This is a genomic window from Pseudomonas sp. TE3644, from assembly GCF_056278815.1.
Map to the genome: position 1 here is coordinate 4,339,166 of NZ_JBWBQF010000001.1, position 26,890 is coordinate 4,366,055.

Sequence of the window (26,890 nt, forward strand, 5' to 3'; positions counted from 1 at the left end):
AGGTAAATACTGCGCTGGCGCCTGCAGATGTAGGAAAACGGCTCAGGTGGCCATGAACGGCTCGCTCAGGCTGTCGATCAGCGCCGAGACGGCCTGGCGCTCACCTTGGATCAGGCACTGGCGTGCCGCTTCGGCGTCGGCGGCAGTCAGCACCAGCCGCTGCGGCTGACCGTCGATTTGCCAGGCGTGCCGGGGCAGGAACTGTTGCAGCGCCGCCAGCACCTCGTCGGCCATCGGTTCCAGATCGGCGTGAGGGTCATCCAGCGCCAGCAGGTAGCGATGCCCGGTGTACCAGCGTTGGCGCACGGCCTCGAACCGCTGGGGCCAGCGACGTTGGAAGAACTGCCGCCACCAGGGCTGTTGCAGCAGCCAATCGCGCTGACTGGCGGACGTGTCGGCGGCCTGCACGGCCCCCGTGATGCGCTCGCGTACGCTGGCCGGGACATCCTGTACATAACGCATCCGGGCCGGCTGCGGCGGCAGGTCCAATGGCTCGGCAAGGTCGATGCGCAAGCGCAGGCGCAGCTCTGCTTCGTCAGGCACCTCAAGCAACGAGCCATCGACGATATCGTCCAGCGCACTGAGCGCCGGGGCATCGGCCACGCGTTCGGGCATCAACTGCGCCAGCTCGGCGGCGGTGGCCTCACGGTGGATGGCATCGGGGAACAGCACGCTGCGCCTGGCCACCCGCGCGTCGTACAGTTCGGCGACAAATCCGTCCAGCAGGCTCTCGCGGTGCAGCTGTCGACCCAAGCGCAACAGGGGCGCCAGATCCGCCTCGGGGGCCAGGGCCGCTTCAGCGGCGCCGAACACCAGCACCAGGGTTTCGCTGCGGCGCAGGAACAGCTGCACGCCGTCGCCGCAGGTGGTCATGGCTTCTTCGCCGATATCGAAAAGCTGCTCGCGCAACGCCTCCAGGCCCTGCGCATCCGCATCACCCAAGGCGCGAATCAAGGCCACGATGCGCGCACGGCCGGCAAACGGATCGGCGCGGTAGTCGGCAGTTTCCTCGACACTGTCCACCGCAGCCATGAAGTACCGCGCCTGGGGCATGGCGCGCAACTCCTCGGCACGGGCGCGAACGTCTTCGGGGCTGCCGGTCAGCCAGTCAGGCCCCGGCCCCTCGAACGGCACGACGTTGGCGGCACGCAAATGCGCAAGGCTGGCGGGGCTCAGGTGGGTGCGGGTGATGCGCAGCGACGCGACCTGCCCGGGCGGTGCGTTGAACATGGCCAGGCCTTGCAGGGCGGGCACTTCGACAATGGGGTTGTCCCGCAGGCCGACGGCGGTAAGGTGCAACGGGTTGGCGTCCATCAGCTCGCTCAGGCCTGTTGGCCAGGCAGTCAATTGGCAACCGCCCAGATCCAGGCTGCGCACGGTGCGCAGCGCACCGACATCAACCGTCGCGCCCAGCGGGTTGCGGGACAGGTCCAGCCAACGCAGGAAAGGCATGCTGGCCAGCATGGCGGTACGCTCCGGGCTCAGCGTCAGGCCGACGTTGCGCAGCCACAGGTCGGTCATGTAAGGCAACGCGGTGATGGCCTGCAGTTGCTCGGTGGACAACGTCTGGATGGTGCCGGAGAGGTTGAGTTCGGTCAGCGACGGCAAGCTGGCCAGGCTGCGGATGGCGTCCGCCGACAGGTCCAATGGGTTGCCCTGCAAGCTCAGGGTTTCCAGTTCCGGCAGGCCCAGCAAGGGCTGGAACAGAGTTTCGCTGGCCACCAGGGCGTTGCTCTCCAGCAACAATTCGGCGAGCCGCGGGATCTGCGCTACACCGGGCGGTATCCGGGTGAAGCGGTTTTCCTGCAACTCCAGGGTGCGCACGCCGGTGAACCGCGCCAGGAAGTGCGACGGGTCATCCGCCAGGTCGCAGCCGTCCAGGGACAGGGTCTGCACATGGGCAAAGTCCGCCTCCACCACCGGCAACGCGCCGATGGGCAGGTCCGAGAGGTTGAGATTAAACGCCTGTCCGCCCTCGAAGGCATCGCCAATGTGCTCGGGGTAGCGGCGCCATACGCCAAGGATGCGCTCCATGGCTTCGGTGCGCGCCTGGCGCAGGATCACCTCGGTGGGTGCCGGTTCATCGGCCCATTCCAGCAAGGCGCCGTACAGGCGCTGGTGCTGGCGCTCCAACCGGGCCAGGTCGGCCTCGGCCTGCTCGGGCGTCCCTCCCAGCAGCGTTGCCTGCAGTGCTTCGAGTTCGGTTTCCTCCAGGCGCGGGTACAGGGCGCGCAAGCGTCGCCACACGGAGCGCGGCTGACGGCCACTGAGGGGGTAGCCGATCTGGCCGTCGACCTGGCGAGTGGGCCAGCGAAATGCGCCCGGCGCGCGACGCAGGCCGATCAGCCGGGCCGCCTGGCCGGGGTCGGCCAGCGCCTGTTCAAACAACGCACCCGGCGCAGGATTGCCAGGCTGCAGGGCAAGCAAGCCAGCTTCCAGACGGGCGCTGTCGGGCCAGGCGCTGGCCGGCAGTACCAGGCCGGTGCAGGCCCGGTTCAGGCGCAATGCGCGCTGGGCCTGGCGAGCCCGCTCGGCCAAGCGCAACGGCACCCGTCGGCGAATGCTCAGCCACTGACGCTCGCGGCGGGTGGCCGTGGCCAGGATTTCCTCGGCCATGGCAGGTGTCAGGCTGGGGAAATCGCGTTGCAGGGGATAGGCTGCATCCTCGATGCCCAGCGCCGCCTGGGGCTGGCGCAGCTGCGCAAAGGCAGCGGCCTGTTCGGCGGCAGACAATGTCTGCACCTGGGCCTGAGCCTGGAAATCCGCTGCGCACAGCCGTAGCAGCGCAGGCAGGGGCCGGGTTTGCACGTGCAGGTTCTGCACGTGCTCATCACTCAACCCGCAGGCCTGCTGCAGGCGTGCAAGGCTGACATCGTCCAGCCCCTCGGTCAGCGCCCCCAGGCGTCGCAGGGCTTGCGGGCCGGTCCAGGCGCGGGGATTCTCGTGCGCCCCGCGCCAGGCGCCCTGGCCGTTGTGCGACACGGCCACGCGCCATGCGCGGCTGGCGTCAGGGTGCCGGGCATACCAGCGCTGCTGCTGGCTGTCGAATGCCAGCCGATAGACCGATCCGTCGATTTTCACGTGCGGTTGTTGCGCCACCCAATATTGCCCCAGGCTGTCGGGGCGCACATCGCTGGCGATCGGCTGCCCATGGCTGAACTCGGTCAGCGGTACATTCCACAAACGCCCGTGGCCCTGGGCATCGACCACCGGCAACATGCCTTCGACAAAGGGCGAGCGCTCAATGGCCACGCCCGCCCCGGCGCTACCGGCGAGCAGCGCCAGGTTGGCGATGACGCTGAAACAATGGTCCACAGCCTCGCGGGTCTGGCCGTGGGTCCAGTCGTCGACGCCGACAAACACCTCGTCCAGCAGCTGCGCAGCGCCCGCCACCGCCATCACCGCGCCCAGTGCGGGGACGAAGAAGGCGGCGCCATTGAGCACGTCCAGGCCCAGCGACAGGTAGCCCTGCAAGCGCTGCTCACGGGCCGCGGCATCTTCGTCACCGGTGGGCACCACCCATGTCCGGGCGTCGCCGATGGCGGTGTCCACCAGGTCCTGATGCAACTGCGCCACCAGGCCCTGGCCGATGACCTGCGCGCGCAGGCCGATGTCTGCATCGGGGTCCTCCTGGGGGATATTCGACAGAAAGGGCAGCGGGCTGAGCGTATTGGCCAGCCGCTCGAAGAACGCCTGGCGCTGGGCCTGGGGCACGAAGCGCTGGAAATAGTGGCGAAAAGCGGTGTCACGTAACCGGCGGCGCAGGTCGGCGGCAAAGTCGGCAAATCGCGGGTATTGCTTGAGCGGCTGTGCAGGCGCGCCCGGCAGGTAAGCCACGCACGGCCCGTCGGCCTGGCCGGGGGTGCGCATCAGCAGCAGGCCCGGCAACAGGGTGCCGTCATGGCTCCAGGTCACCAGCGCGCGCAGGCTGCACACCTCCAGGGCAGCGGCTTCGCCCTGCCCTGCCAGCAAAGCCTGCACCTGCGCGGCGGTGGCGGCGCTGAGGTCGCCGGTCAAGGTGGCGCGGGCGATCTGCAGGCTGAGCGCATCGCGCAGGTTGGCCTGCAAATGATCGGCGGTCCACTGGGCCAGTTCGGCCGCTGGCGGGCGCAGTACCCCGATGACATGGGCCTGGTACTGCTGGCCCAGGTCCAGTTCGCGGCACAGCCGGGTGAAATCATCCGGGGCGATGGGCAGCACACGTTCTGGGTTGTGGCGGTAGCCCACCTGAGGGTCGATCACCAGGCGAAAATCGCCCTCGGGCAGAATCATCGAGCCTGGTTCCATGACTTCGTCGGGGGCAAAATTGGTCATGGCGGCGGACAGCAGGGAGGTGCGCAGGGGCTCCAGGCGACGGCGGTCGAGAAAGTAGGCGTAGCGCAGGCGCACCAACTGCGTGGCCGCAACGTCCACTTCCAGGTTGAAGGCCTTGACCAAGGCCTGGGTAAGCAGGGGTTCGCAGAAGGCCGCCGGTGGCCGTAGACGCTGCTGGATAGCCGTGGCGGCGGCGCCCGAGACCAGGCTGCGCTGCAGGCGTTGCTGATAATCGGCGCGCTGAACGTCGCTGGCGTGTGTCAACCAGGCGGGCAGTCGAGTGGCGATGAGCGAGGCATGCGGGGGCGCGTCGCGCCCCAATGGGGGTAGCTGCATGGGGAAGGTCTCCGTGATCCAATGGAGCGATCAGTGAACCTTCGGACAGGCTTCCCCCGGTGGTAGATAAGGCTTGGGCGTTTACCAGAAGCGGCGCCGGCTGACCTTCTCCCACACCCGGCCGGCCAGGTGCTCGACACCGTGGCTGGCGGCCAGGCCGACGCGCTCTTGCAGGCTTTTACGTTCGGCGTAGTGCAGGTGGAACACTTCGGCCTTGGCGGCACGCTCGGCCAGGTACTCGTCGCTGGTCTTGAGCTCGTCCACCAGTTGTTTTTCCAGCGCGGCCACGCCCAGCCACACTTCACCGGTGGCCACTTCGTCGATGGCCAGCTGCGGCCGGTAGCGGGCCACGAAGTTCTTGAACAGCTGGTGGGTGATGTCCAGGTCTTCCTGGAACTTCTCCCGGCCCTTCTCGGTGTTTTCGCCGAACACGGTGAGGGTGCGCTTGTACTCGCCGGCGGTCAGCACTTCGAAGTCGATGTCATGCTTCTTCAGCAGCTTGTTGACGTTGGGCAACTGCGCCACCACGCCGATGGAGCCGAGGATGGCGAACGGCGCGCTGATGATCTTCTCGCCGATGCACGCCATCATGTAGCCGCCGCTGGCCGCTACCTTGTCGATGCACACCGTCAGCGGCACGCCGGCCTGACGAATGCGCGCCAATTGCGAGCTGGCCAGGCCATAGCTGTGCACCATGCCACCGCCGCTTTCCAGGCGCAGCACCACTTCGTCCTTGGCGGTGGCCAGGGTCAGCAGCGCGGTGATCTCGTGGCGCAGGCTTTCGGTGGCCGAGGCCTTGATGTCGCCGTCGAAGTCGAGCACGAACACCCGCGGCTTGGCCTCGGCTTTCTTCTTGCCTTTCTTCTCGGCCTTGGCTTCCTGCTTGCGCAGGGCCTTGAGCTGGTCCTTGTCCAGCAGCGTCGATTCCAGGCGCTCGCGCAGGCCCTTGTAGAAATCGTTGAGCTTGCTGACCTGCAACTGGCCGGCAGTCTTGCGCCGGCCCTTGCCGCGCTGGGCGGCGATGGCGGTCAATACCACGATGATCGCCAGGACCAGGGTAACGGTCTTGGCAAGAAAACTCGCGTACTCGGAGAGAAACTCCACGGGGGGTACCTCAAAGGCTTCAAAGGGTCATTCTACGGGGAGGAGATTGTGGGTGTCTAACGGTTGGGATGGAGGTGGCTGCAACGCCGCCTGCGCTCGAAAAACCAGGGCGGACCAGGCGCCGCTCAACCAGACTGCCTAACTGTCCCCAGAATAGAAACATTGATTTCGTTTTATGCTGGATTGTCCCGCATAAACACCTTCCGTAAAGTAACCCCCATACCGCAGCCCCTCACCACAACGAGCTGGCCGGAAGCGAAATCACACACCCTCATCTCTCGATTCAAAAGGACTGAACCATGACTACTTCCTACAAGCGCCTGGACAAGAACGACGCCGTACTGCTGTTGATCGACCACCAGGCTGGTCTGATCTCCCTGGTGCAGGATTTCTCGCCCAACGAGTTCAAGAACAACGTGCTGGCCCTGGCCGACTGCGGCAAGTTCTTCGACTTGCCGACCATCCTCACCACCAGCTTCGAACAAGGCCCCAACGGCCCGCTGGTACCGGAACTCAAGGAGATGTTCCCCGACGCGCCCTACATCGCCCGCCCCGGCCAGATCAACGCCTGGGACAACGAAGACTTCGTCAAGGCGATCAAGGCCACCGGCCGCAAGCAACTGATCATCGCCGGTGTGGTCACCGACGTGTGCGTGACCTTCCCGACCCTGAGCGCGCTGGCCGAGGGTTTCGATGTGTTCGTGGTGACCGACGCTTCCGGCACGTTCAACACCACCGTGCAACAGGCCGCCTGGGCCCGCATGAGCGCCGCCGGTGCGCAACTGATGAACTGGTTCTCGGTGGCGTGCGAACTGCACCGCGACTGGCGCAACGACATTGAAGGCCTGGGCAACCTGCTGTCCCAGCGCATTCCCAACTACCGCAACCTGATGAACAGCTACGCGGCCGTTGCGGCAAAGTAAGCGCCCATCTGCATCTATGCTACGGGCACAAAAAAGCCGCTGAAGTCAGCGGCTTTTTTGTACAACGGAATCAGGCGACCGGGTTGATCGGCTTTTCCGGGTACCAGGCGTCCAGCAGTGGGCTGACTTCGATCTTGGTCAGCTCGTCGCGGCCCTTCAGCCAGGCTTCAACGGCAGCGCGCTGCTCTTCGTTGACCGAGCCACGCTGAACGGTGCACACCAGGCCGACGTCATCAGTACCGACGTAGTCCAGGCCGTTGGCGTCCATGGCTTCAACCAGGAAGGCGTCGAGGAATGCGTCGATTGCCTGGTCGTCCAGGTTTTCCTTGAAGTCCAGGTTCAGTTCGAAACCCAGCTCCTGGAATTCATCCACGCAGAGTTTTTTGCGCAGACGGCGGGAACGGTTAGTGGCCATGAAACAATCCTCTTGAGTATTAACGCGCGGCACTTTACCAGTTTCGGCGCGTGCCTGCCCGTTTCCTGCACGCAAACCCGCCCAAGTGTCGAAAAAATCATGAATTAGCTGTCAGGCGGGGCCAAAGGGCTAAACCCTTGGGGCATAATGCCGACACTTTCATGTCCGGGGGCTTTCATCTTTTCGCGCCCTCATTTTTTTCACCCCTCGCACGCAGGGTCGTTTTCACCATGATCAAATCGCTTCGCCCTCTTTTTTTCGCCAGCCTGATGCTGCCCCTCGCCCTGCCCGCCCACGCGGCCCAGGTCGACACCACCCTGCCACCCAAAGTGGCGCAAGCGCTCAAGACCAGCAAGATCCCCGACAATTCGCTATCACTGGTAATGGTGCCGCTGAGCGCACCGGGCACGCCCACGGTGTTCAACGCCGACGTGTCGGTGAACCCGGCCTCCACCATGAAGACCATCACCACCTTCGCGGCGCTGGAGCTGCTGGGCCCCAACTACCAGTGGAAGACCGAGTTCTACACCGACGGCACCCTGAGCAACGGCGTGCTGCACGGCAACCTGTACCTCAAGGGCGGCGGCGACCCCAAGCTGAACATGGAAAAGCTGTGGCTGCTGATGCGTGACCTGCGCGCCAACGGCGTGCTGCAGATCACCGGCGACCTGGTGCTGGACCGCAGCTACTTTATCCAACCCACCCTGCCGGTATTCGATGACGATGGCGGTGATGAGAACGCGCCGTTCCTGGTGCGTCCGGACGCGCTGATGGTCAACCTCAAGGCCCTGCGCTTCGTGGCCCGCAACGACGGTGGCAAGGTGTCGGTGACGGTAGAGCCGCCGATCGCCAGCATCCATATCGACAACCAGGTCAAGGCGCTGGCCAGCAAGCAGTGCGGCGGCGACGTGCGCTACAACCCAGTCACCGCACAGGACGGCATCAGCGTGGTGGTCAGCGGCAACCTGGGCGAAGGCTGCAGCTCGCAGACCTACCTGTCGTTGCTGGATCATCCGACCTACACCGCTGGCGCCGTGCGGGCGATCTGGGCCGAACTGGGTGGCAGCATCGCCGGCCGCGACCGCGAAGCCGTGGTGCCCAAGGACGCCAAGCTGCTGGCCCGGGCCTTCTCGCCAGACCTGGCGGAAATCATTCGCGACATCAATAAATACAGCAACAACACCATGGCGCAGCAGCTGTTCCTGAGCATTGGCGCGCGTTATCGCACGGATGCCGATGCGGACGATGCCAAGGCAGCCCAGCGCGTGATCCGTGCGTGGATGGCGCGCAAGGGTATCCCAGCCAGCCACCTGGTGATGGAGAACGGTTCGGGCCTGTCCCGTGGCGAACGCGTCAGCGCCCGCGAGCTGGCAACCATGCTGCAAGTGGCGTGGAAGAGCCCGTACGCGGCGGAGTTCATGAGTTCGCTCCCAATCATCGGCACCGACGGCACCATGCGCAAACGCCTGAAGACCACCGCATTGGCGGGTGAAGGGCATGTGAAGACCGGCACCCTGAATACCGTGCGGGCGATTGCCGGGTTCAGCCGCGATGACAATGGCAACACCTGGGCGGTGGTGGCTATTTTGAACGATCCGAAGCCGTGGGGGGCGTCGTCGGTGCTGGATCAGGCGTTGTTGGATTTGTATCGTCAGCCTAAGGTGGGGAACCAGGGCGTTTCGCTGAATCCCTAAACCTTTGTAGCCGCTGCCGCAGGCTGCGCTGGCCCACCTGTACACTGCAGATCTGTAGTGGCGCACAGGGCCAGCGCAGCCTGGCGGCAGCGGCTACATCATGGCAATTCTGGCTCTACGCGGTCGCGGCCGCCTTGTTTGGCGGCATACACCCCCGAATCCGCCCGCAACAACAATGCATCCGCCCCTTCACCCCGCCGCCAGCCGGCCACGCCGAAGCTGGCGGTCACGACACCCACACCTTCCACCTCGGCATGGCGCAACCCCTGCCACAACTCCAGTGCCAGCGCATGCGCCTGCTCGCCCGTGGAACCGGGGCACAGCACCATGAACTCTTCCCCGCCCAGCCGGCAGAACACGTCGGTACGGCGCAGGCGGTGGCTGATTTTTTCGCAGATGCTCTGCAGCACGTGGTCGCCCACGGCATGGCCGAACTGGTCGTTGATGCGCTTGAAATGGTCGATGTCGAGCATGATCACCGCCAGGTTCAGGTGGCCACGCTCGGCACGTTCCAGCTCGGCTTTGAGACGCTCCTGGAAGTAGCGGCGGTTGTGAATGCCCGTCAGCACGTCGGTCACCGACAAGGCGCGCAGCTCTTCCTCCACGCGCTTGAGGTCGGTGATGTCGGTCAGGTAGCCATGCCACAGGGTGCCGCCACCGGGCAGCGGTTCGGGGGTGGCTTCGCCGCGCACCCAGCGCAGGCCCTGACGCGGCAGCTGCACGCGGTATTCTTCGCGCCAGGGGGTCTGGTGTTCTGCAGAATAGCGGATGGACTCCAGCACCCGTTCACCATCATCCGGGTGGATGCGCTGCATGACGATACGGCCGTCTTCGCGCAGGGCACTGGGCTCCATTTCGTAGATGTCACGGATGCCGTCGCTGGCCCAGCTGAAACTGGTGCTGCCGTCGGGGTCCAGACGGAACTGGTAAATACCACCCGGCACCTCGGCACTGAGCTTGCGCAATAGCTGGTCACGGGCCGCCAGGGCCTCATGCACGCGTTTACGCTCGGTGATGTCGATGCAAATGGCCAGGTGCCCTACCCACTGCCCCTGCTCGTCGAGCACCGTGGTCGCCAGCATGTTGACCAGCACGGTGCTGCCATCGCGGCGCACCAGGGTCCATTCCCGGGCCTGGTCGCCACCCTCGCCCGGGGTTTCCACCAGCATGGCCTGGGCCAGGGGGATCTGCCGCTCGTAATAGGCGCTGAGGGTGCAGGCCCGTGCCACCAGTTCCTCGCTCAGATGCAGGTTCTGCAGAGTGAGATGCCCCACCGCCTCCTCCGTGGTGTAGCCGAGCAGGCGTTCGGCACCGGCGTTGAAGGTGGTGATCAGACCGCGCAGGTCGGTGGCGATGATTGCCACCTGGGTGGCGGCGTTGAGGATGCCGCGCAACTGGTTGTGAGTGATGCGCAAGGCCTGCTCACTGCTGCGCAACTGCGACGTGCGCTGCTCCACCAGTTTCAGGGCGCGCTGGCGCTGGCTGACCAGGCTGTACAGCAAGGCACTGAGCAACATACTGAGCAAGGCGCCCAGGGTGACCATGACCGTGACCGGCGAGCTGTGGTTGGCCTCGGCGAACATCGGGCTGGGGCTGATATCCAGCTGATAATCCCGGTCGGCCAGGCGCAACAGGTGGGTGGCGATCAAGGCCTGGGGCACCCGGGCGTTGCTGGACTCGTACAGCACCTCGTGATCGCCGGCAGTCGACAGGTCGAGAATGCGCACGTGCAGATTGTCGTCGGTCTGTGCCGGCAGGCCCTCGCCCAACAGTTGCCCCAGGCTGATCACCGCAGAGACAAAGCCCAGGGGTGGCCCATCAGGCTTGCCCGGCACCGGCGCCACCATCAATACGCCACGGCTGAAGCGCTCGCTGACACCCACCAGGTTGACCGGCGGCGTCACCGCCAGGCCGCCGGTTTTAAGGGCGCGCTGCAAGGTTTCATGGCGCGAGGCCTGGGAATTGACATCAAAGCCCAGCGGCAGGCGCAGGCGGGTCTGGGATTGGGTGTAGAACACCGGATAATACTCGGCGCGCCTGGCCGCAGGCACCAGGGTGCCGTCGGCGGTCTGATCACGGATGGAAAAATCGACGATGCCGGCGTCCCGCGCTTTCTGCTCGAAGGCCGCGCGGTCTGCCTCCGTCACCCGGGGCAGCCAGGAATAAGCCTGGGTGCGCAACAGCAACGGGCCGGCATAGCCATCGTATTCATGGCGGCTGACCTCGTCGGAGTAACTAAAAAAACGCCGCAGGCCATCCAGCCGTTGCGCCTGGTCCTGGAAGCGTTCTTCGATGCGACTGAAGCGCTCGTTGGCGAGCAATTCGAAACGCTGCCGCAGCTGGCGCTGGTACAGCTCCGACGCGCCGACCGCCAGCAGGCTGGTGACCAGTGCGCCAGCCGCCAGGGCCAGCGATGCAATCAGCCAGGCAGAAGCGTCCTCACTGATAAAGCCAAGTATTTTCGGGCGAACGGCATGCAACGACATAAGTAGAACTCACAACGCCGGCGTGCTTCGTATCACTGTGGCTTTGGCTCAGTTATAGCTATTTGCCAGTATTTTGCCTAGTGAGTCATCAAGCGAAATTGTTGATCATGAGGGTAGCAAAAAGGGCTCCTCAGGAGCCCTTTTATGATGTAGCCAAAATGTACGTCAGTCAGCGCCGACGCGGGCTACCGTTCATCGGGCCTGAATCTTCCAGGCGCGGTGAATCTTGCTGTTGCGGGCGAAGTCCGGGTCCAGGGTCTGGGCGCTGATTTCTTCCACCTGATAACGCTCGCCCAAGTGCTCATCGAGCTGGAACTTGCGGAAGTTGTTGGAGAAGTACAGCACCCCATCCTTGGCCAGGCGCGCCACGGCCAGGTCCAGCAGCTCGACGTGGTCGCGCTGCACATCGAACACACCTTCCATGCGCTTGGAGTTGGAGAAGGTCGGCGGATCGATGAAGATCAGGTCGTATTCGTCGCGACTGGCTTGCAGCCAGGCCATCACGTCACCCTGCTCGAGGCGGTTCTTGTCCGAATAGCCGTTGAGCGACAGGTTGCGGCGCGCCCAGTCCAGGTAAGTCTTGGACAGGTCGACGCTGGTGGTGCTGCGCGCACCGCCCTTGGCGGCGTGCACGCTGGCGGTGGCGGTGTAGCAGAACAGGTTGAGGAAGCGCTTGCCGGCCGCCTCGCGCTGGATGCGCAGGCGCATTGGCCGGTGGTCCAGGAACAGGCCGGTGTCCAGGTAGTCGGTCAGGTTGACCAGCAGCTTGACGCCGCCTTCCTGCACTTCGGTGAACTGGCCCTGGGTGCTCTGGCGCTCGTACTGCTTGGTGCCGCTCTGACGCTCACGACGCTTGATGATCACGCGGCTTTTGTCGATGCCCAGCGCCTGGGGAATGGCGGCCAGGGCGTCGAACAGACGGGCCTGGGCCTTTTCCGGGTCGATGGATTTAGGCGCGGCGTATTCCTGCACGTGCACCCAGTCGTGGTACAGGTCGATGGCCAGGGCGTACTCGGGCATGTCGGCGTCATACACACGGTAGCAGTCGACCTTCTCGCGGCGGGCCCATTTACCCAGCGACTTGAGGTTTTTCTGCAGGCGATTGGCGAACATCTGCCCACCTTCGCTCAGGCGCGCCTGTTCGACCACCACCGGTGCCGGCTTGATCGGGTTGCCGTTCTTGTTGACGCGGGCGTACGGGTCGGCGGCCGGCTGGGTGGCCTGCTCGTCGGCTTGCTCGCGTTCCAGTGCGCGCTGCTCGGGGGTGCGGCGCTCGCCGGTGACGAACTGGTCGGGCAGCACTTTGATCAGCAACAGCTTGCACGGCAACGCGCCGTTCCAGAACGAATACTGTTTGTGGCTGCGGATGCCCATGCGCTTGCCCAAGTCCGGGGCGCCGGTGAATACCGCCGCTTCCCAGTTCAGGCAGGCCTGGCGCAGGCGCTCGCCCAGGTTCTGGTAGAGGTACAGCAGGCTGGCCTCGTCACCCAGGCGCTCGCCGTAGGGAGGGTTGCAGATGACCAGGCCTTTCTGGTTCTGGTCGGGGCGCGGCTCGAAGGTCGCCACTTCGCCCTGGTAAATCTTGATCCAGTCGCTGAGGCCAGCACGCTCGACGTTGTTGCGGCCCGGCTGAATCAGGCGCGGGTCGGCTTCATAGCCGCGAATCCACAGGGGTGGCTTGGCCAGGCCGGCGTCGGCGCGGGCCAGTGCTTCGTCGTGCAGCTTGCGCCACAGGGCCGGCACGTGGCCCAGCCAGGCGCTGAAGCCCCAGCGGGTACGCTTGAGGTTGGGCGCGATATCGGCGGCGATCATCGCGGCTTCCACCAGGAAAGTACCCACACCGCACATCGGGTCAGCCAGCGCGCCGCCTTCGGCGGCAATGCGCGGCCAGCCGGAGCGGATCAGGATGGCGGCGGCCAGGTTTTCCTTCAGTGGCGCAGCGCCCTGCTGCAGGCGGTAGCCGCGCTGGTGCAGGCTGTGACCGGACAGGTCCAGGGACAGGATCGCCTCGCCACGGTCCAGGCGCAGGTGCACGCGCAGGTCGGGGTTGAGCTTGTCGACGCTGGGGCGCTCGCCCTCGGGGGTGCGCAGCTTGTCGACGATGGCGTCCTTGACCTTCAGCGCGCCGAAGTGGGTGTTGTCGATGCCCGAGCCATGGCCGCTGAACTCCACCGCCAGGGTGCCGTCGGGCAGCAGATGGTCTGCCCACTCGACGTCATGCACACCGTGGTAGAGGTCTTCGGCGTCCTTCATGGCAAAGCGCTTGAGCACCAGCAGCACGCGGTTGCCCAGGCGCGACCACAGGCACAGGCGGTAGGCCGTTTCCATGTCGGCCATGCCGCGCACGGCGGAGGTGTGTTCGCGGGTGTCTTCGAGGCCAAGCGCGGTGGCTTCCTCAGCAAGCAGGCCTTCGAGGCCCTTGGGGCAGGTGAGGAAGAGTTCGTAACGATCCGACATGGGGTATCCAGGGGTTTGAGCCATAAGTGAAAGGGCAACGCATCACCCTTCCCGAGTTTAACCAGGCGCTTTTCTGCAGAAGCGCCCGTGTGACACCACCGTGGTGTCGACCGCCGGGACCAGATATCGGCTGTCGAACAGCCTTTGATCCTCCCGGCAGAAAAAAATTCTGCAAAACAGCGTGGGTAAAAATTACCCTTCGTCGCTTAATACTGAAAAGCATTTAGCCATCAATCCTTGATGGCACCGTCCCATTATGCGTGCTGTAACGCTGATCATAGCCGGGTTTGACCGCCATTCGCATTTGAAGCATCCGTTTACTTATGGTCGCGACACCATAATCGTTACGTCCTTATGACAAAACGGTCGTTCACATCAAAGAACGCTTTGTTTAGAAATCACTACAGGCCGCACCGCAACGGTACGGCACCATTGCTCGCCACGCCGGCAGCGAGCGTCAAAAACCGGCAGAACGACTCTGCCCGGCCTCAGACGAGGCCGACGGGACATAACAGTCAACAGACGAGGGCAACACCCTATGAGAAGACTTAAGCGTGATCCGTTGGAACGAGCATTTTTACGCGGATACCAGTACGGCATCCATGGCAAATCCCGCGAGCTTTGCCCTTTTACTCTACCGTCTGTTCGTCAGGCATGGATCAACGGCTGGCGCGAAGGACGCGGCGACAACTGGGACGGTATGACTGGCACTGCGGGCATTCACAGACTCAACGAACTTCACGCGGTCGGCTGACGAGGACGATTTTTCTCTTACATTATTTCTGATTCACCATGCGCGCCCCAACGGGCGGCGGGCGAGAGCCCAGGGGCCCCTCTAGAGGGCCCCTTTTTTATGCCGCCTCGTAGCCGCTGCCGCCACGCTGCGCTGGCCCCTCAGTACACTGGAGATCTACAGCGAGGCTTGCGGCCAGCGCAGCCTGGCGGCAGCGGCTACAAAGCGATTAGCGTGGCAAGGCAGCGATGGCATCCACCGCCTCGCGAATCAGCGCCGGGCCCTTGTAGATGAAGCCCGAATAGATCTGCACCAGGCTGGCACCGGCGGCGATCTTCTCAGCCGCATGCTTGCCTTCGGTGATACCACCGGCTGCAATGATCGGCATGCGCCCGGCCAACTCACCGGCCAGCACCTTGACGATATGAGTGCTCTTCTCGCGCACCGGCGCGCCGGACAGGCCGCCCGCCTCGTCACCATGGGCCAGACCTTCGACGCCTTCGCGGCTCAGGGTGGTGTTGGTGGCAATCACCGCGTCCATGCCCGAGGCCAGCAGGGCTTGGGCCACTTGCACGGTTTCCTCGTCGCTCATGTCCGGGGCGATCTTGATCGCCACCGGCACACGCTTGCCATGTTGCACGGCCAACACTTCACGGCGCACGGCCAGGGCATCCAGCAGTTGCTTGAGCGACTCGCCGAACTGCAGGCTGCGCAGACCCGGGGTGTTGGGCGAGCTGACGTTGACGGTGATGTAACTGGCGTGGGCGTAGACCTTGTCCAGGCAGATCAGGTAGTCGTCGACGGCACGCTCAACCGGGGTGTCGAAGTTCTTGCCGATGTTGATGCCCAGCACGCCCTTGTACTGGGAAGCGCGCACGCGCTCGAGCAGGTTGTCGACACCCAGGTTGTTGAAGCCCATGCGGTTGATGATGGCAGTGGCTTCGGGCAGGCGGAAGATGCGCGGCTTGGGGTTGCCAGGCTGCGGGCGCGGGGTGACCGTGCCGATCTCGACAAAACCGAAGCCCAGCTGGGCAAAACCGTCGATGGCCGCGCCGTTCTTGTCCAGGCCTGCGGCCAGACCCACCGGGTTGTCAAACGACAGGCCCATGACTGTGACCGGCAAACGCGCCGGCTGCTTGGTCAACAAACCGTTGAGCCCCAGGCGGCCACCTGCGCCGATCAGGTCCAGGGACAGGTCGTGGGAGGTTTCCGGAGAGAGTTTGAACAACAGCTGGCGGGCCAGGTTATACATGGGCGGGCATGACTCGTTGGAAGATCGTTGAGGGCGGCGATTATACGGGAATTGCACTCGCTGTGGGGCAAATCCCTTGCTTGGCGCCCCCCTCACCTGTGGGACCGGGCGAAGCTCGGGAAGAGGCCAGTCCTGACATCCGCGGGGCAGTCTTCCCGAGCTTCGCCCGGTCCCACAGGTGAGAGGCAGGAGGGAACGTGGCACATGTCTTGCGTCGTTGCCTTTCATCAGAGCCTGCGCCAACGGCGGCACAGGCCGTCGACAATGGCGTCGTCACTGCTGCGTGCCCTGCACGCGGTGGGACGGCGCCTTTTTCATGGACAGCACGACGATGACCGAGATCCACGACCCCCTGGCCTGGGTGGCCGGCAGCGATGCGCCGGAGAAAACCAGCCTGAACATTGGTTACATGGCCCTGACCGACTGCGCCTCGCTGGTGGTGGCCGCCACCCAAGGCTTTGCCCAGCCCCACGGCCTGACCCTGAACCTGCACCGCCAGGCGTCCTGGGCCGGGTTGCGCGACAAGTTGCTGAGCGGTGAGCTGGACGCCGCCCACAGCCTGTATGGCATGGTCTACGCCGTGCACCTGGGCATTGGCGGCACGCCCGCCCATGACATGGCGGTGCTGATGGGCCTGAACCAGAATGGCCAGAGCATCAACCTGTCCCCTACCCTGCAAGCCGTCGGCGTGACCCATGCACAGGCATTGAGCCAACATGCGCACCACAATAGCGCACGCCTGACCTTCGCCCAGACCTTCCCCACCGGCACCCACGCCATGTGGCTCAACTACTGGCTGGCGGCGCAGGGCATTCACCCGCTCAACGACGTGGACAGTGTGGTGGTGCCGCCACCGCAAATGGTCGCGCACCTGCAGGCCGAGCGCATCGACGGCTTCTGCGTGGGCGAGCCGTGGGCCGCCAGTGCCGTGGACCAGGGCCTGGGTTTCACCCTGGCCACTTCTCAGGCCATCTGGCCCGACCACCCGGAAAAAGTCCTGGCCTGCACCCAGGCCTTTGCCGAACAACACCCCAACAGCGCCCGCGCCCTGATCGCCAGCGTGCTGCAGGCCAGCCGCTTCATCGAACAGAGCCCGGAAAACCTGCACGGCACCGCGCAACTGCTTAGTGGTGCCGATTATCTGGACGCACCACTGTCGGCCATCGAGCCGCGGATGCTGGGCGCCTATCGGGACGGCCTGGGCAATCAGTGGCAGGACCCCCACGCCCTGCGCTTCTTTGCCGACGGCACGGTCAACCAGCCATGGCTGTCCGACGCCATGTGGTTCATGACCCAGTTCCGCCGCTGGGGGCTGTTGCGCGACGACCCGGACTACCTGGCCGTGGCGCGCAAGGTCCAGCAGACCGAGCTGTACCGGGCCGCCGCCGCGTCGGTGGGGGTGCCGGTCAATGCCGCCGACCTGCGCAGCAGTCGATTGATCGACGGCAAGGTCTGGGACGGCAGCGACCCCGCCGGCTACGCGCGCAGCTTCGCGCTGCACGCCCTGGCTGATCACTGACAGGGGCCCATGACCATGCTGCGGATTCTGCTGATCAACGACACTGCAAAAAAAGTCGGGCGCCTCAAGGCGGCACTGGTGGAGGCCGGCTTCGATGTGATCGATGAGTCGGGCCTGACCATCGACCTGCCCGCGCGCGTCGAAACGGTGCGCCCCGACGTGATCCTGATCGATACCGAGTCACCGGGGCGCGATGTAATGGAACAGGTGGTGCTGGTCAGCCGCGACCAGCCGCGCCCGATCGTGATGTTCACCGACGAGCACGACCCGCAGGTGATGCGCCAGGCCATCAAGTCCGGCGTCAGCGCCTACATCGTCGAAGGCATCCATGCCCAGCGCCTGCAGCCGATCCTGGACGTGGCCATGGCGCGCTTTGAAAGCGACCAGCACCTACGCGCCCAACTGCACGCGCGCGATCAGCAACTGGCGGAGCGCAAGCGCATCGAGACGGCCAAGGGCATGCTGATGAAGATGAAGAACTGCAACGAAGAGGAGGCTTACACGCTGATGCGCCGCCAGGCCATGAGCCGGCAGCAGAAGCTGATTCAGGTGGCGGAGCAGATCATTGCCATGAACGAATTACTCGGTTAACCGCCTGACACCGTAGCCGCTGCCGCCAGGCTGCGCTGGCCCTGGACCCCACTGGAGATGCCTGGGGCTCACACCGGCCAGCGCAGCCTGGCGGCAGCGGCTACAGGGTTACACACTTGGCCCAAGGTTTGCTTTGTGAATGCCAGGTAGCCAACGGCGGTTGCCCACACTGAACGACAAAGACGTCGCACTCCTTCTCGCCTTGGCGAGCCGGGGTTGCGGCGTTTTTTCGTTTCTGGCCCCTGCTGTCCACTGTCGAGGTGTTCGATGAGCACAAGTTTCTGGAAATCCGGCCACGCCCCTACCCTGTTCGCCGCCTTCCTGTATTTCGATCTGAGCTTCATGGTGTGGTACCTGCTGGGCCCGTTGGCGGTGCAGATCGCCAATGACCTGCACCTGACCACTCAGCAACGCGGGCTGATCGTGGCTACGCCGATTTTGGCCGGGGCCATCCTGCGCCTGGTAATGGGCGTGCTGGTGGATCGGCTTTCGCCCAAGACCGCCGGCCTGATTGGCCAGTGCACGGTGATCGTGGCGTTGTTCTGCGCCTGGCACTTTGGCATTCACAGCTACGAGCAGGCGCTGCTGCTGGGCGTAGGGCTGGGGGTGGCCGGCGCGTCGTTCGCGGTATCGCTTCCGCTGGCGTCGCAGTGGTATCCGGCCCAGCACCAGGGCAAGGCCATGGGCATCGCCGGTGCGGGCAACTCCGGTACCGTGTTCGCTGCCCTGTTTGCGCCGGCGCTGGCGGCCGCCTTTGGCTGGAACAATGTGTTTGGCTTCGCGTTGATCCCCTTGCTGTTGGTGCTGGTCGCCTTCACCCTGCTGGCCCGCAATGCACCGCAACGGCCCAAGCCCAAAGCGGTGGCCGACTACCTCAAGGCGCTGGGTGACCGCGACAGCTGGTGGTTCATGTTCTTCTACAGCGTCACCTTTGGCGGCTTCATCGGCCTGGCCAGCGCCCTGCCCGGCTATTTCAACGATCAGTACGGCTTGAGCCCGGTCACCGCCGGCTACTACACCGCCGCGTGCGTGTTCGGTGGCAGCATGATGCGCCCCCTGGGCGGCGCCCTGGCCGACCGTTTCGGCGGCATCCGCGCCTTGCTGGCGATGTACACCGTGGCGGCGATCTGCATGGCTGCGGTGGGTTTCCACCTGGGCAATTCCTACGCCGCCCTGGCGCTGTTCGTCGGTGCCATGCTGGGGCTGGGCGCCGGCAACGGTGCGGTGTTCCAACTGGTGCCGCAGCGTTTCCGCCTGGAAATCGGCGTAATGACCGGCCTGATCGGCATGGCCGGCGGCATCGGCGGCTTCCTGCTGGCAGCAGGGCTGGGCATGATCAAGCAGCAGACCGGTGACTACCAACTGGGCCTGTGGCTGTTCGCCGGCCTGGCGGTGGTGGCCTGGTTCGGCCTGCATGGCGTCAAGCGTCGCTGGCGCACCACCTGGGGCTCGGCAGCCGTGACTGCGGCGCGGGTTTGAACATGCCCCTGCAACTGAGCTTTGCCCATGCCACGGCCTGCGGCCCGCGCGAGGAAAACCAGGACGCCCTGCGCCTGGTGGCCCCCGCCCCGGAGCTGGCCGCCAGCAAAGGCTTTTTGTTCGCCCTGGCCGACGGCGTCAGCCAGTGCGCCGACGGCGGGCTGGCAGCCCGCGCCACCTTGCAGGCCCTGGCCCTGGATTACTACGCCACGCCGCCCACCTGGGGCGTGGCGCAATCGCTGGACCGCCTGCTGACCGCTCAGAATCGCTGGCTGCAGGCCAACGGCGGCGGCCAGCCGTTGCTGACCACCCTCAGTGCCGTAGTGCTGCGCGGCCAGCACTTCACCCTGGCCCATGTCGGCGACTGTCGTGTGTACCGCTGGCACGCCGGGCAGCTGCGACAGATCAGCGAGGACCATGTGTGGGACTCGCCTGGCATGCAGCACGTACTGACCCGCGCCTTGGGTCTGGATCGGCATCTGGTGGTGGACTATCAGGAAGGCGAATTGACGGACGGCGAGGTGTTCGTGCTGCTCAGCGACGGCGTGTGGGCCACCCTGGGCGACACGCAGATCGCCGCAGTGATGCGCGAGCACCCCGACCAGCTTGAACAGGCCGCGCAAACCCTGGTCAACGCTGCCCACCTGGCGGGCAGCCAGGACAACGCCAGCGCTGTACTGGTGCGGGTGGAGCGCCGTGGTTCAGGCAGCCTGGGCGACACCTTGCAACAACTGCGGCAGTGGCCGCTGCCGCCCGCCCTCAAGCCCGGGCAAGTGTTCGAAGGCTGGACGGTCAAGGGGCTGGCCGCGCACAGCCGCCAGTCCCTGCTGTACCGGGTGGAGGATGCCCAGCAGCAAGCCTGGCTGCTCAAGACTTTGCCGGCCGAGCGCCATGATGAAGACGGCGCACAGCAAGGCCTGCTCATGGAAGAATGGTTCCTCAAGCGCGTGGCAGGCCGTTATTTCCCGCAGGTGCACGCCCTGCCGGGGCGCAAGCATCTGTACTACGTGATGCGCGACTACCCCGGCCTGACGCTGGCGCAAATCCTGGCGCGCGACGGCCCGCTGCCGCTGGGGCAATGGCAGGACATCGCCCACAGGCTGCTGCGCGCCATGGGCATGTTGCACCGACGCAACATCCTGCACCGCGACATCAAGCCGGAAAACCTGCTGTTGGGTGACGACGGCGAAATACGCCTGCTGGATTTCGGCCTGGCGTACAGCACGGGGCTGTCTGCCGACCGCCCCAATGAGCTGCCAGGCACCCCAAGCTACCTCGCACCGGAATGCTTCGCCGGAGTGGCGCCAGCACCGGGGCAGGACCTGTATGCGGCCGGCGTCTGTTTGTATCAGCTACTGACGGGGCATTACCCCTACGGCGAAATTGAAGCCTTCCAGCATCCTCGATTTGGCACGGCGGTGAGCGCCAATCGTTATCGGCCGGACCTGCCGGACTGGCTGGAACGGATACTGGCGCGCAGCGTGCACGCCGACCCTGCGCAGCGATTTGAAACAGCGGAGGAATGGCTGCTGGCGCTGGACCAGGGGGAGCGACATGGGCTGGAGGTGCGCGCGGTGCCGTTGCTGGCGCGCGAGCCACTGCGGGTGTGGCGCGGGTTGGCGTTGGCGTCGTTGCTGGTGAATCTGGTGTTGGTGGTGTGGGTGTTGCAGCACAGTTGATCCGGTGTTGACCCTATCGCGACCAAGGTCGGCTCCTACACGGTCTGCGTAGGAGCCGACCTTGGTCGCGATAGAGTCAACGCAAACCGCAGGCATAAAAAAACCCGGCCGAAGCCGGGTTTTTTCAAGCGCTATCCAATTACTTGGATTGAGCTTCTACTTCAGCTTCTACGCGACGGTTAACGGCGCGGCCAGCTTCAGTTTTGTTGTCAGCCACTGGACGGGTTTTACCGTAACCGATGGAGTCAACGCGGTTGCCTTGGATGCCGTACTGGTTAACCAGGACGTTTTTAACAGCCAGAGCACGACGCTCAGACAGCTTCTGGTTGTAGGCGTCTGGACCGACGTTGTCGGTGTGGCCTTCAACACGAGTAGTGGTCTGTGGGTACTGCTTCATGAAGTCAGCCAGGTTCTTGATGTCAGCATAGCTGTTTGGCTTGACGACCGACTTGTTGAAGTCGAACTTCACGTCCAGCTGGACGCGAACGGTTTCAGCAACTGGCTCTGGAGCTTCAGCCACTGGAGCTGGAGCTGGCTCTGGAGCTGGTGCAGGAGCTGGAGCCTTGCCACCGTTGCCGCCGAAGTTCACACCCAGGCCGATGGTAGGAGCGTAGTCCCACTTGCCGTTGTCCAGTTTGTAGTCAGCATCGATACCGGCACGAGCGTACAGGTTGTCGGTGATGTACCACTTGGCGCCAGCGCCGATGGTAGCGAAGGTGGAGCTGTCGCGACCGCTGTGGCCGTCAGCCTGAACGTTGCTCAGGCTCTGGTGAGCGAAGCCACCGGAAACGTACGGACGAATGGCATCGCCGACAGTACCGAAGTGGTACATGGCGGTCAGGGAGCCAGTGTCACCGTGGATTTTCTGGCTGCCAGTACCATCGTTCGAACGAGTGTAGTTGGTCTTGCCGTAGCCCAGGATGACTTCAACGTCGTCAGTCAGGAAGTAGCCCAGGGAGCCACCGGCGGTGCGGCCGTCTTCCACGTGCTTGACGCTGTCGTTGTAGTTCTTCTGGTAGAAGGCTTCACCCTCGACCGCGCCTTGGCCTTGTGCCAGAGCGCCGAACGAAGTTGCGGCAACAAGAGAACCAATGGCAATGCCTAAGGTGTTTTTCAGTTTCATCCGTTAAATCCCCATCTGGTGATTGTTAAGCAGTACCCCGTTACACGGGGACAACTCGGCGGCCAGTCTAGCAGAATTGGCCCCCACGTTAGAGATATTTGCTCCGAACTAAGTTTCGGCGATTCCTGCAAATTTCTCACGTAGCTTGTCGAGCGCACGTTTGTATCGCATTTTCGTGGCACTCAACCCCATGTGCATGATGTCCGCGATCTCTTGAAACTCAAGCTCCGCGACGAATCTAAGCACAAGTATTTCCCGGTCGATCGGGTTGACATGTATCAGCCAACGATCCAATCCACCGCGCTCCTCCGGCTTCGGCGCCTTTTCTTCGGATGCTTCCTCGAGCGGGTCGAGACTCAGTGCATCCATCAGGCGGCGCTTGCGCCGTTCTTTACGATACTGCGTGATACATTCGTTGTAGGTGATGCTGTAGAGCCAGGTCTTGAACTTGGATTTACCCTCGAAGTTCTTCAGACCGTACAACACCTTCAACATCACCTCCTGACAGACATCATCAGCATCACGATCGTTCCCTAAATATCGTGCACAGACGTTGAAGAGGGTGCGCTGATAGCGTCGCATCAGCTCTTCATAGGCGCGAGTGACGTGAAAAAGCTCCACATGCGAACGCGCCACCAGCTCCTCATCTGTGAGCGTGCGGGGGTCGTAACGCAGGGGCAACGAATGAACTTTATTCAAAACAAGTCGGGCCGACAGTCAGGTCAATATCCACCATGGCCCGACACCCGGGCCATTTTGCGGCGGCATACAGTAGCAGAATTTGCCGGCTCAGCGGCTACTTACCCGCTGTTCCAAGAGGATCCGATTCGACATGGAAACCAATTCCCCGTCGTCGGTCAGCAGCGTCGTCTTGACCGTGCCGATCTCCTCGATCTGGCCTTCAACCTCTCCAACTCGCACATGTTGCCCCACCTGGTACAACTCCCGAACGTAAATTCCCGCCAGGATTTGCCCGGCGATTTCCCGGCTTCCCAGGCCCATGGCCAATGCAACGGCCAGACCAACGGTAATCAAAACGATGACGATGACGTGGTTGAGCAGGTCGGTCTTGACCTCGAGCTGGCTAATGGCCACCGAGATACTGATGACAATGACCAGCCATTGCGCCACGCGACCCAGGCCTGCGGAGTAGTCCAACCCCACCCCTTCCGCCGCGCCGCGCACCAGGCCGTTGACCACCTGTGCCAGCAACACGCCCACCAGCAGCACCAGCGCCGCCCCGAAAACCTTGGGCAAATAGAGCGCCAGCATGTCGAGCGTAGCTGAAACGCGCTGCAAGCCAAGGGACTCTGCTGCCGAAACCAGAAAAATCAGCAACACGAACCAATAGACAATCTTGCCCACCAGCGTGGAGATCGGCACCTGGATGCCGCCGCGGCTCATCAGCTTGGTCAGGCCGGTACCCGCCATCAGGCGGTCCAGGCCCAGCTTGGCCAGCAGCTTGGACAACAGGGTGTCGAGCAGCTTGGCCACGACAAAGCCCAACAGCAGCACCACCAACGCACCAAACAGGTTGGGGATGAAATTCGCGACTTTGGTCCACAGTGCGGTCATGGCCGTCACCAGGCTCTGAGTCCAGAGATCAAGTTGCATAGTCAATCAGCCTTATCAGCAGTACGAGCAGTGTGTTTGCGTCGCGAGACTGGCGCCACATGGCCAGATCCATTGTCCACAGCGATCATGAAGGCCTGCAACCAGCGGCCCATCAGGCTGAACAGATCGCCCGCGCCTACCTGGCGATTGGCGGTCTTTAACACTCGACCCAGGCAGGCATTGTCATCCCGCTCCGGGGAGGATGAGGCCTTGAGCATGTCACGCAATGATTCTTCAAACGGATCGTGCATACGCACCTCACGAATTCATCAGTCAAAGACGAGAGCTGCCGAAGGTGGGTCACATCCTGCTCAGGTACATATGCAACCACATGTGTCCTGAACGGCAGCTAAACCCAGCGCAATCGACGGAACAGCCACCACTGGCCAAAGCCCAGCATCACCATCAGCGCGCAGGCCACCATGAAGCCGTAAGGGCTGGTGCTCAACGGAATGCCGCCCACGTTGATGCCCAGCAGGCCGGTCAGGAAGCTCATGGGCAGAAACACGCAGGTGATGATGCCAAAGCGGTACATGGTGCGGTTCATGCGCTCGTTCAGGCGCCGGTCCTCAGCCTCCAGTACCAGCCCCACGCGTTCGCGGGTCAGTTCCAGCTCTTCCAGGTAACGGGTCAGGCTGTTGTTGAGTTCATTCCAGTAATCGGCATCGTCATCGACGAACCACGGCAGCTTGTTGCGCGACAGCTGGGCGAAGATTTCCCGCTGCGGCGCCAGAAAACGTCGCAGCCCCGCGGCACGCCGACGGATCTGCAGGATACTGCCGTGCTCCGGCGTGTACCGTTCGTCGGCATCGATCTTGTCTTCTTCATCGTCGATGATTTCGCCCAGGTCGCTGACCAGGGTCTGCACCTTCTCGGTCAGGTACTGGGCCAGGTACAGGATCAGTTCGGACGCGGTGCGCGGACCACGCCCCTGCTGCAGCTGCACCATCAGCTCATCGGTTGCGCGCAGGGGCCGCAGGCGCAGGGAAATGACCCGCTGCGCCTCGGCAAAGATGCGCACCGAGACCATGTCTTCGGGCTCGGCGCCGGGGTTGAGGTTGACACCACGCAGGAACAGCAACAGCTGGTCATCCGGCAACGGCAACAGCCGTGGCCGGGTGTTTTCCTCCAGCAGCAGGTCGCAACTGAACTCGTTCAACCCGCTGTCATTGCGCAACCAGGCCTGGGTTTGCGGATGGCCGCGGTCCCAGTGCAGCCACAGGCTTTCCTGGGGTGCCAGTACCAGCTCATCCAATTGAGTGCGCGCCAGCAGGCGCGCCCCACCTTTACCATCGAGCACCAGGGCATGCACCAGCCCCCACTGCGCGTTTTCATCCTCGAACATCCAAACCCCATTGACCGATTGCAAACAACTTACTCTGGCATTTTCAATGCACTGGGCGACACGATAACCCCATTGTTGTCGGCGTAGATGAATTCTCCCGGCTTGAACGTGACGCCGGCGAAGGTGACCGCCACGTTCAGGTCGCCAATGCCGCGTTTCTCGGTGCGCAGCGGGTGGCTGGCCAGGGCCTGCACGCCCAGGTCGACCTGGGCAATGACATCGACGTCACGGATGCAACCGTAGATGACGATGCCTTCCCAGCCGCTCTTGGCTGCTTTCTCGGCCAGCATGTCACCCAGCAGCGCGCAACGCAGGGACCCGCCGCCGTCGACCACGAGCACCTTGCCCTTGCCGTTCAGCTCGACCTGAGCCTTGACCAGCGAGTTGTCCTCGAAGCACTTGATGGTGACGATCTCGCCACCAAAGGAATCGCGCCCGCCGAAGTTGCTGAACATGGGTTCCAGCACCTTGACGAGTTCGGGGTAGGCGTCGCACAAATCGGGAGTGAGGTAATGCATGGGGTAACTCCTGTCAGCTCAAGACGATCGATCGAAAAGGCGACCGCTATTAAACCAACGAGCCGGCCCGCCCTGCGTTTACACCCCGCGCACATTGCCTGCAACGCACGCGCAATCGACATAGCTTAGCCCCCACGCCGCTGACCGTGAAGTCACGCGCCCACGGGGACTGTTTGCGCGTGTTGCAGCAGGGGCAGGTGCGGGTTGTTCAGCCAGCGCCCCACCAACGGCCAGACCTCGGCCTGGGCGCCCTTGCTGACCAGCATCTCGACATGGCCGAAGTTTTCGGCAAAGCCCTGCTCGCGCCCCAGTTGCACAAACTGACGCTGCTCGCCCCCGAAGGCGTCGAACAGCTTGCGGCAGGCCCACGGCGGGTCCTGATGGTCGCCGCTGGCGCTGACAGCCAGCAACGGCACCTGCACCTCAGCCAGGCCCGCCCACCAGTCCTGCTTGCCTTCGCCGAAGCGTCCGAACAGGCCGTGCCAGCGCATGGCCTCCAAGGCTAGGCCAATGGGCTCGTCTTCCGGGCCACGCTTGAGCCGGGAGCCGGAGATATGGGCAAAACGCTTGAGCAGCAGGCGCGCGCCCCACTCCACCGGCGGCATTTTCAGCGGCCAGTAGGTGCGGCTGATCTGGCAGCCGAACAGCGCCACCGAGGCCACGTTGTCCTGTTCCAGATAACCGCCGCCCAACGCGGCCGCCAGGCTGATGCCGCCCAGCGAGTGGCCGATCCAGTGGGGTTTTTGGCCACTTTGCTCTTGCACGAACGCGCCGATCACCGGCAGGTCGTAGCGGGCATAGTCGGCCACGCGATTCTTGCGGTAGTCCAGGTTGCGCGGCGACAGGCCGTGGCCACGCATTTCCGGAATCCACACGTCGAAACCGGCGCGCACCAGCCAGGCGCCCAGGCCGATGCCCCGGGGCGACACCCAGAAGCGCCGGTTGGAAAAGCTGCCATGCAGCAGGATGACGGGCACGCCGCCAGGTTGCGCCTGATCGGCCAGGCCCAGGCGGGTCACGGCCAGTTCGACGCTGGCATCCGGGCTGTTGGCAGCCTTGATGCGGTAGACATCTTCGCTCAGGTCACCACGGCGCTCGGCGCTGAGCAAGGCGACCGGGAAGAGATTGCTGCTGCTTTGCATAAGGGTTCTTGCACAGAAAATAAACGGGGAGCTTAAACGCTGTAGCCGCTGCCGTCAGGCTGCGCGGGGCCGTTGCCTCACTGAAAATTTTCAGCGATTACGCGGGCCAGCGCAGCCTGACGGCAGCGGCTACAGGCTGGGGCGGCCAGGTGGCCACCCCTTGCAG

At 63.9% G+C, this 26,890-nt stretch carries 20 protein-coding genes; 7 read left to right on the top strand and 13 right to left on the bottom strand.

Annotation, left to right across the window (positions count from 1 at the left end):
- Positions 1–42: 42 nt before the first annotated feature.
- Together ACZ9GA_RS19005 and sohB are read right to left on the bottom strand one after the other, a co-directional pair.
- Complete coding sequence (locus ACZ9GA_RS19005; protein WP_457361236.1) at positions 43–4,650, bottom strand: dermonecrotic toxin domain-containing protein; 4,608 nt, start codon at positions 4,648–4,650, stop codon at positions 43–45.
- Positions 4,651–4,731: 81 nt separating this feature from the next.
- Positions 4,732–5,754 (bottom strand): protease SohB, encoded by a 1,023-nt coding sequence (sohB, locus tag ACZ9GA_RS19010; protein WP_457361235.1) that lies wholly within the window; start codon positions 5,752–5,754, stop codon positions 4,732–4,734.
- Between the two features lie 299 nt (positions 5,755–6,053).
- Between sohB and ycaC the strand changes: the two genes are divergently transcribed.
- Positions 6,054–6,677: an isochorismate family cysteine hydrolase YcaC gene (ycaC, locus tag ACZ9GA_RS19015; protein WP_457361234.1), complete on the top strand. Its 624-nt coding sequence runs from the start codon at positions 6,054–6,056 to the stop codon at positions 6,675–6,677.
- Between the two features lie 70 nt (positions 6,678–6,747).
- Here ycaC and ACZ9GA_RS19020 read toward each other — a convergent pair whose 3' ends face one another.
- Complete coding sequence (locus tag ACZ9GA_RS19020; protein ID WP_027978478.1) at positions 6,748–7,092, bottom strand: YggL family protein; 345 nt, start codon at positions 7,090–7,092, stop codon at positions 6,748–6,750.
- Positions 7,093–7,322: 230 nt separating this feature from the next.
- Here ACZ9GA_RS19020 and dacB point away from each other — a divergent pair, with 230 nt between their 5' ends.
- On the top strand, positions 7,323–8,786 hold the full coding sequence (gene dacB, locus ACZ9GA_RS19025) for a D-alanyl-D-alanine carboxypeptidase/D-alanyl-D-alanine endopeptidase (protein WP_457361233.1): 1,464 nt from the start codon (positions 7,323–7,325) through the stop codon (positions 8,784–8,786).
- 98 nt (positions 8,787–8,884) lie between these two features.
- Here dacB and ACZ9GA_RS19030 read toward each other — a convergent pair whose 3' ends face one another.
- Together ACZ9GA_RS19030 and rlmKL are read right to left on the bottom strand one after the other, a co-directional pair.
- Positions 8,885–11,272, bottom strand: a complete 2,388-nt coding sequence (locus ACZ9GA_RS19030) for a sensor domain-containing diguanylate cyclase (protein WP_457361232.1) — start codon at positions 11,270–11,272, stop codon at positions 8,885–8,887.
- Between the two features lie 192 nt (positions 11,273–11,464).
- A complete protein-coding gene (gene rlmKL / locus ACZ9GA_RS19035; RefSeq protein ID WP_457361231.1) occupies positions 11,465–13,729 on the bottom strand; it encodes a bifunctional 23S rRNA (guanine(2069)-N(7))-methyltransferase RlmK/23S rRNA (guanine(2445)-N(2))-methyltransferase RlmL in 2,265 nt (754 codons plus the stop codon).
- 538 nt (positions 13,730–14,267) lie between these two features.
- Between rlmKL and rmf the strand changes: the two genes are divergently transcribed.
- Positions 14,268–14,483: a ribosome modulation factor gene (gene rmf, locus ACZ9GA_RS19040; protein WP_008368461.1), complete on the top strand. Its 216-nt coding sequence runs from the start codon at positions 14,268–14,270 to the stop codon at positions 14,481–14,483.
- 208 nt (positions 14,484–14,691) lie between these two features.
- Here the strand turns inward: rmf and ACZ9GA_RS19045 are convergent, their stop codons facing one another.
- A complete protein-coding gene (locus tag ACZ9GA_RS19045; RefSeq protein WP_457361230.1) occupies positions 14,692–15,714 on the bottom strand; it encodes a quinone-dependent dihydroorotate dehydrogenase in 1,023 nt (340 codons plus the stop codon).
- A gap of 316 nt (positions 15,715–16,030) precedes the next feature.
- Between ACZ9GA_RS19045 and ACZ9GA_RS19050 the strand changes: the two genes are divergently transcribed.
- The 4 genes from ACZ9GA_RS19050 to ACZ9GA_RS19065 all read left to right on the top strand — a co-directional run bounded on the left by ACZ9GA_RS19050 (position 16,031) and on the right by ACZ9GA_RS19065 (position 20,982).
- Entirely contained in the window at positions 16,031–17,233 is a 1,203-nt protein-coding gene (locus ACZ9GA_RS19050; protein WP_457361229.1) for a CmpA/NrtA family ABC transporter substrate-binding protein, read from the top strand.
- Positions 17,234–17,248: 15 nt separating this feature from the next.
- Positions 17,249–17,824, top strand: a complete 576-nt coding sequence (locus tag ACZ9GA_RS19055) for an ANTAR domain-containing response regulator (RefSeq protein WP_457361228.1) — start codon at positions 17,249–17,251, stop codon at positions 17,822–17,824.
- 267 nt (positions 17,825–18,091) lie between these two features.
- Positions 18,092–19,303 carry a nitrate/nitrite transporter gene (locus ACZ9GA_RS19060; protein WP_457361227.1) on the top strand — a complete coding sequence of 404 codons (1,212 nt, stop codon included), beginning with the start codon at positions 18,092–18,094 and terminating at the stop codon, positions 19,301–19,303.
- Positions 19,304–19,305: 2 nt separating this feature from the next.
- Complete coding sequence (locus ACZ9GA_RS19065; protein ID WP_457361226.1) at positions 19,306–20,982, top strand: bifunctional protein-serine/threonine kinase/phosphatase; 1,677 nt, start codon at positions 19,306–19,308, stop codon at positions 20,980–20,982.
- 139 nt (positions 20,983–21,121) lie between these two features.
- On the opposite strand, the gene ACZ9GA_RS19070 is transcribed toward ACZ9GA_RS19065, so the two are convergent.
- From ACZ9GA_RS19070 to ACZ9GA_RS19100, 7 genes are all read right to left on the bottom strand, one after another.
- On the bottom strand, positions 21,122–22,105 hold the full coding sequence (locus ACZ9GA_RS19070; protein ID WP_457361225.1) for an OmpA family protein: 984 nt from the start codon (positions 22,103–22,105) through the stop codon (positions 21,122–21,124).
- Positions 22,106–22,213: 108 nt separating this feature from the next.
- Positions 22,214–22,804, bottom strand: coding sequence for an RNA polymerase sigma factor SigX (sigX, locus tag ACZ9GA_RS19075; RefSeq protein WP_008368464.1), 591 nt, complete (start codon positions 22,802–22,804; stop codon positions 22,214–22,216).
- Between the two features lie 90 nt (positions 22,805–22,894).
- Positions 22,895–23,719, bottom strand: a complete 825-nt coding sequence (locus ACZ9GA_RS19080; protein WP_027978487.1) for a mechanosensitive ion channel family protein — start codon at positions 23,717–23,719, stop codon at positions 22,895–22,897.
- A 2-nt stretch (positions 23,720–23,721) separates the two neighbouring features.
- Positions 23,722–23,976: a CrfX protein gene (locus ACZ9GA_RS19085; RefSeq protein ID WP_457361224.1), complete on the bottom strand. Its 255-nt coding sequence runs from the start codon at positions 23,974–23,976 to the stop codon at positions 23,722–23,724.
- A 92-nt stretch (positions 23,977–24,068) separates the two neighbouring features.
- A complete protein-coding gene (locus ACZ9GA_RS19090) occupies positions 24,069–25,064 on the bottom strand; it encodes a zinc transporter ZntB (protein WP_457361223.1) in 996 nt (331 codons plus the stop codon).
- A 29-nt stretch (positions 25,065–25,093) separates the two neighbouring features.
- The gene (gene rraA / locus ACZ9GA_RS19095) at positions 25,094–25,582 is read right to left on the bottom strand and encodes a ribonuclease E activity regulator RraA (protein WP_457361222.1); all 489 of its coding nucleotides are present in this window, start codon (positions 25,580–25,582) and stop codon (positions 25,094–25,096) included.
- A gap of 152 nt (positions 25,583–25,734) precedes the next feature.
- Positions 25,735–26,724 carry an alpha/beta fold hydrolase gene (locus tag ACZ9GA_RS19100; protein ID WP_457361221.1) on the bottom strand — a complete coding sequence of 330 codons (990 nt, stop codon included), beginning with the start codon at positions 26,722–26,724 and terminating at the stop codon, positions 25,735–25,737.
- Positions 26,725–26,890: the final 166 nt, after the last annotated feature.

Bases quoted from the DNA above. Each gene is read 5' to 3' on its own strand.
- ACZ9GA_RS19005 (WP_457361236.1), bottom strand. From the start codon at position 4,650: ATGCAGCTACCCCCATTGGGGCGCGACGCGCCCCCGCATGCCTCGCTC.
- ycaC (WP_457361234.1), top strand. From the start codon at position 6,054: ATGACTACTTCCTACAAGCGCCTGGACAAGAACGACGCCGTACTGCTG.
- ACZ9GA_RS19020 (WP_027978478.1), bottom strand. From the start codon at position 7,092: ATGGCCACTAACCGTTCCCGCCGTCTGCGCAAAAAACTCTGCGTGGAT.
- dacB (WP_457361233.1), top strand. From the start codon at position 7,323: ATGATCAAATCGCTTCGCCCTCTTTTTTTCGCCAGCCTGATGCTGCCC.
- ACZ9GA_RS19030 (WP_457361232.1), bottom strand. From the start codon at position 11,272: ATGTCGTTGCATGCCGTTCGCCCGAAAATACTTGGCTTTATCAGTGAG.
- rlmKL (WP_457361231.1), bottom strand. From the start codon at position 13,729: ATGTCGGATCGTTACGAACTCTTCCTCACCTGCCCCAAGGGCCTCGAA.
- rmf (WP_008368461.1), top strand. From the start codon at position 14,268: ATGAGAAGACTTAAGCGTGATCCGTTGGAACGAGCATTTTTACGCGGA.
- ACZ9GA_RS19045 (WP_457361230.1), bottom strand. From the start codon at position 15,714: ATGTATAACCTGGCCCGCCAGCTGTTGTTCAAACTCTCTCCGGAAACC.
- ACZ9GA_RS19050 (WP_457361229.1), top strand. From the start codon at position 16,031: ATGGACAGCACGACGATGACCGAGATCCACGACCCCCTGGCCTGGGTG.
- ACZ9GA_RS19055 (WP_457361228.1), top strand. From the start codon at position 17,249: ATGCTGCGGATTCTGCTGATCAACGACACTGCAAAAAAAGTCGGGCGC.
- ACZ9GA_RS19060 (WP_457361227.1), top strand. From the start codon at position 18,092: ATGAGCACAAGTTTCTGGAAATCCGGCCACGCCCCTACCCTGTTCGCC.
- ACZ9GA_RS19065 (WP_457361226.1), top strand. From the start codon at position 19,306: ATGCCCCTGCAACTGAGCTTTGCCCATGCCACGGCCTGCGGCCCGCGC.
- ACZ9GA_RS19070 (WP_457361225.1), bottom strand. From the start codon at position 22,105: ATGAAACTGAAAAACACCTTAGGCATTGCCATTGGTTCTCTTGTTGCC.
- ACZ9GA_RS19080 (WP_027978487.1), bottom strand. From the start codon at position 23,719: ATGCAACTTGATCTCTGGACTCAGAGCCTGGTGACGGCCATGACCGCA.
- ACZ9GA_RS19090 (WP_457361223.1), bottom strand. From the start codon at position 25,064: ATGTTCGAGGATGAAAACGCGCAGTGGGGGCTGGTGCATGCCCTGGTG.
- rraA (WP_457361222.1), bottom strand. From the start codon at position 25,582: ATGCATTACCTCACTCCCGATTTGTGCGACGCCTACCCCGAACTCGTC.
- ACZ9GA_RS19100 (WP_457361221.1), bottom strand. From the start codon at position 26,724: ATGCAAAGCAGCAGCAATCTCTTCCCGGTCGCCTTGCTCAGCGCCGAG.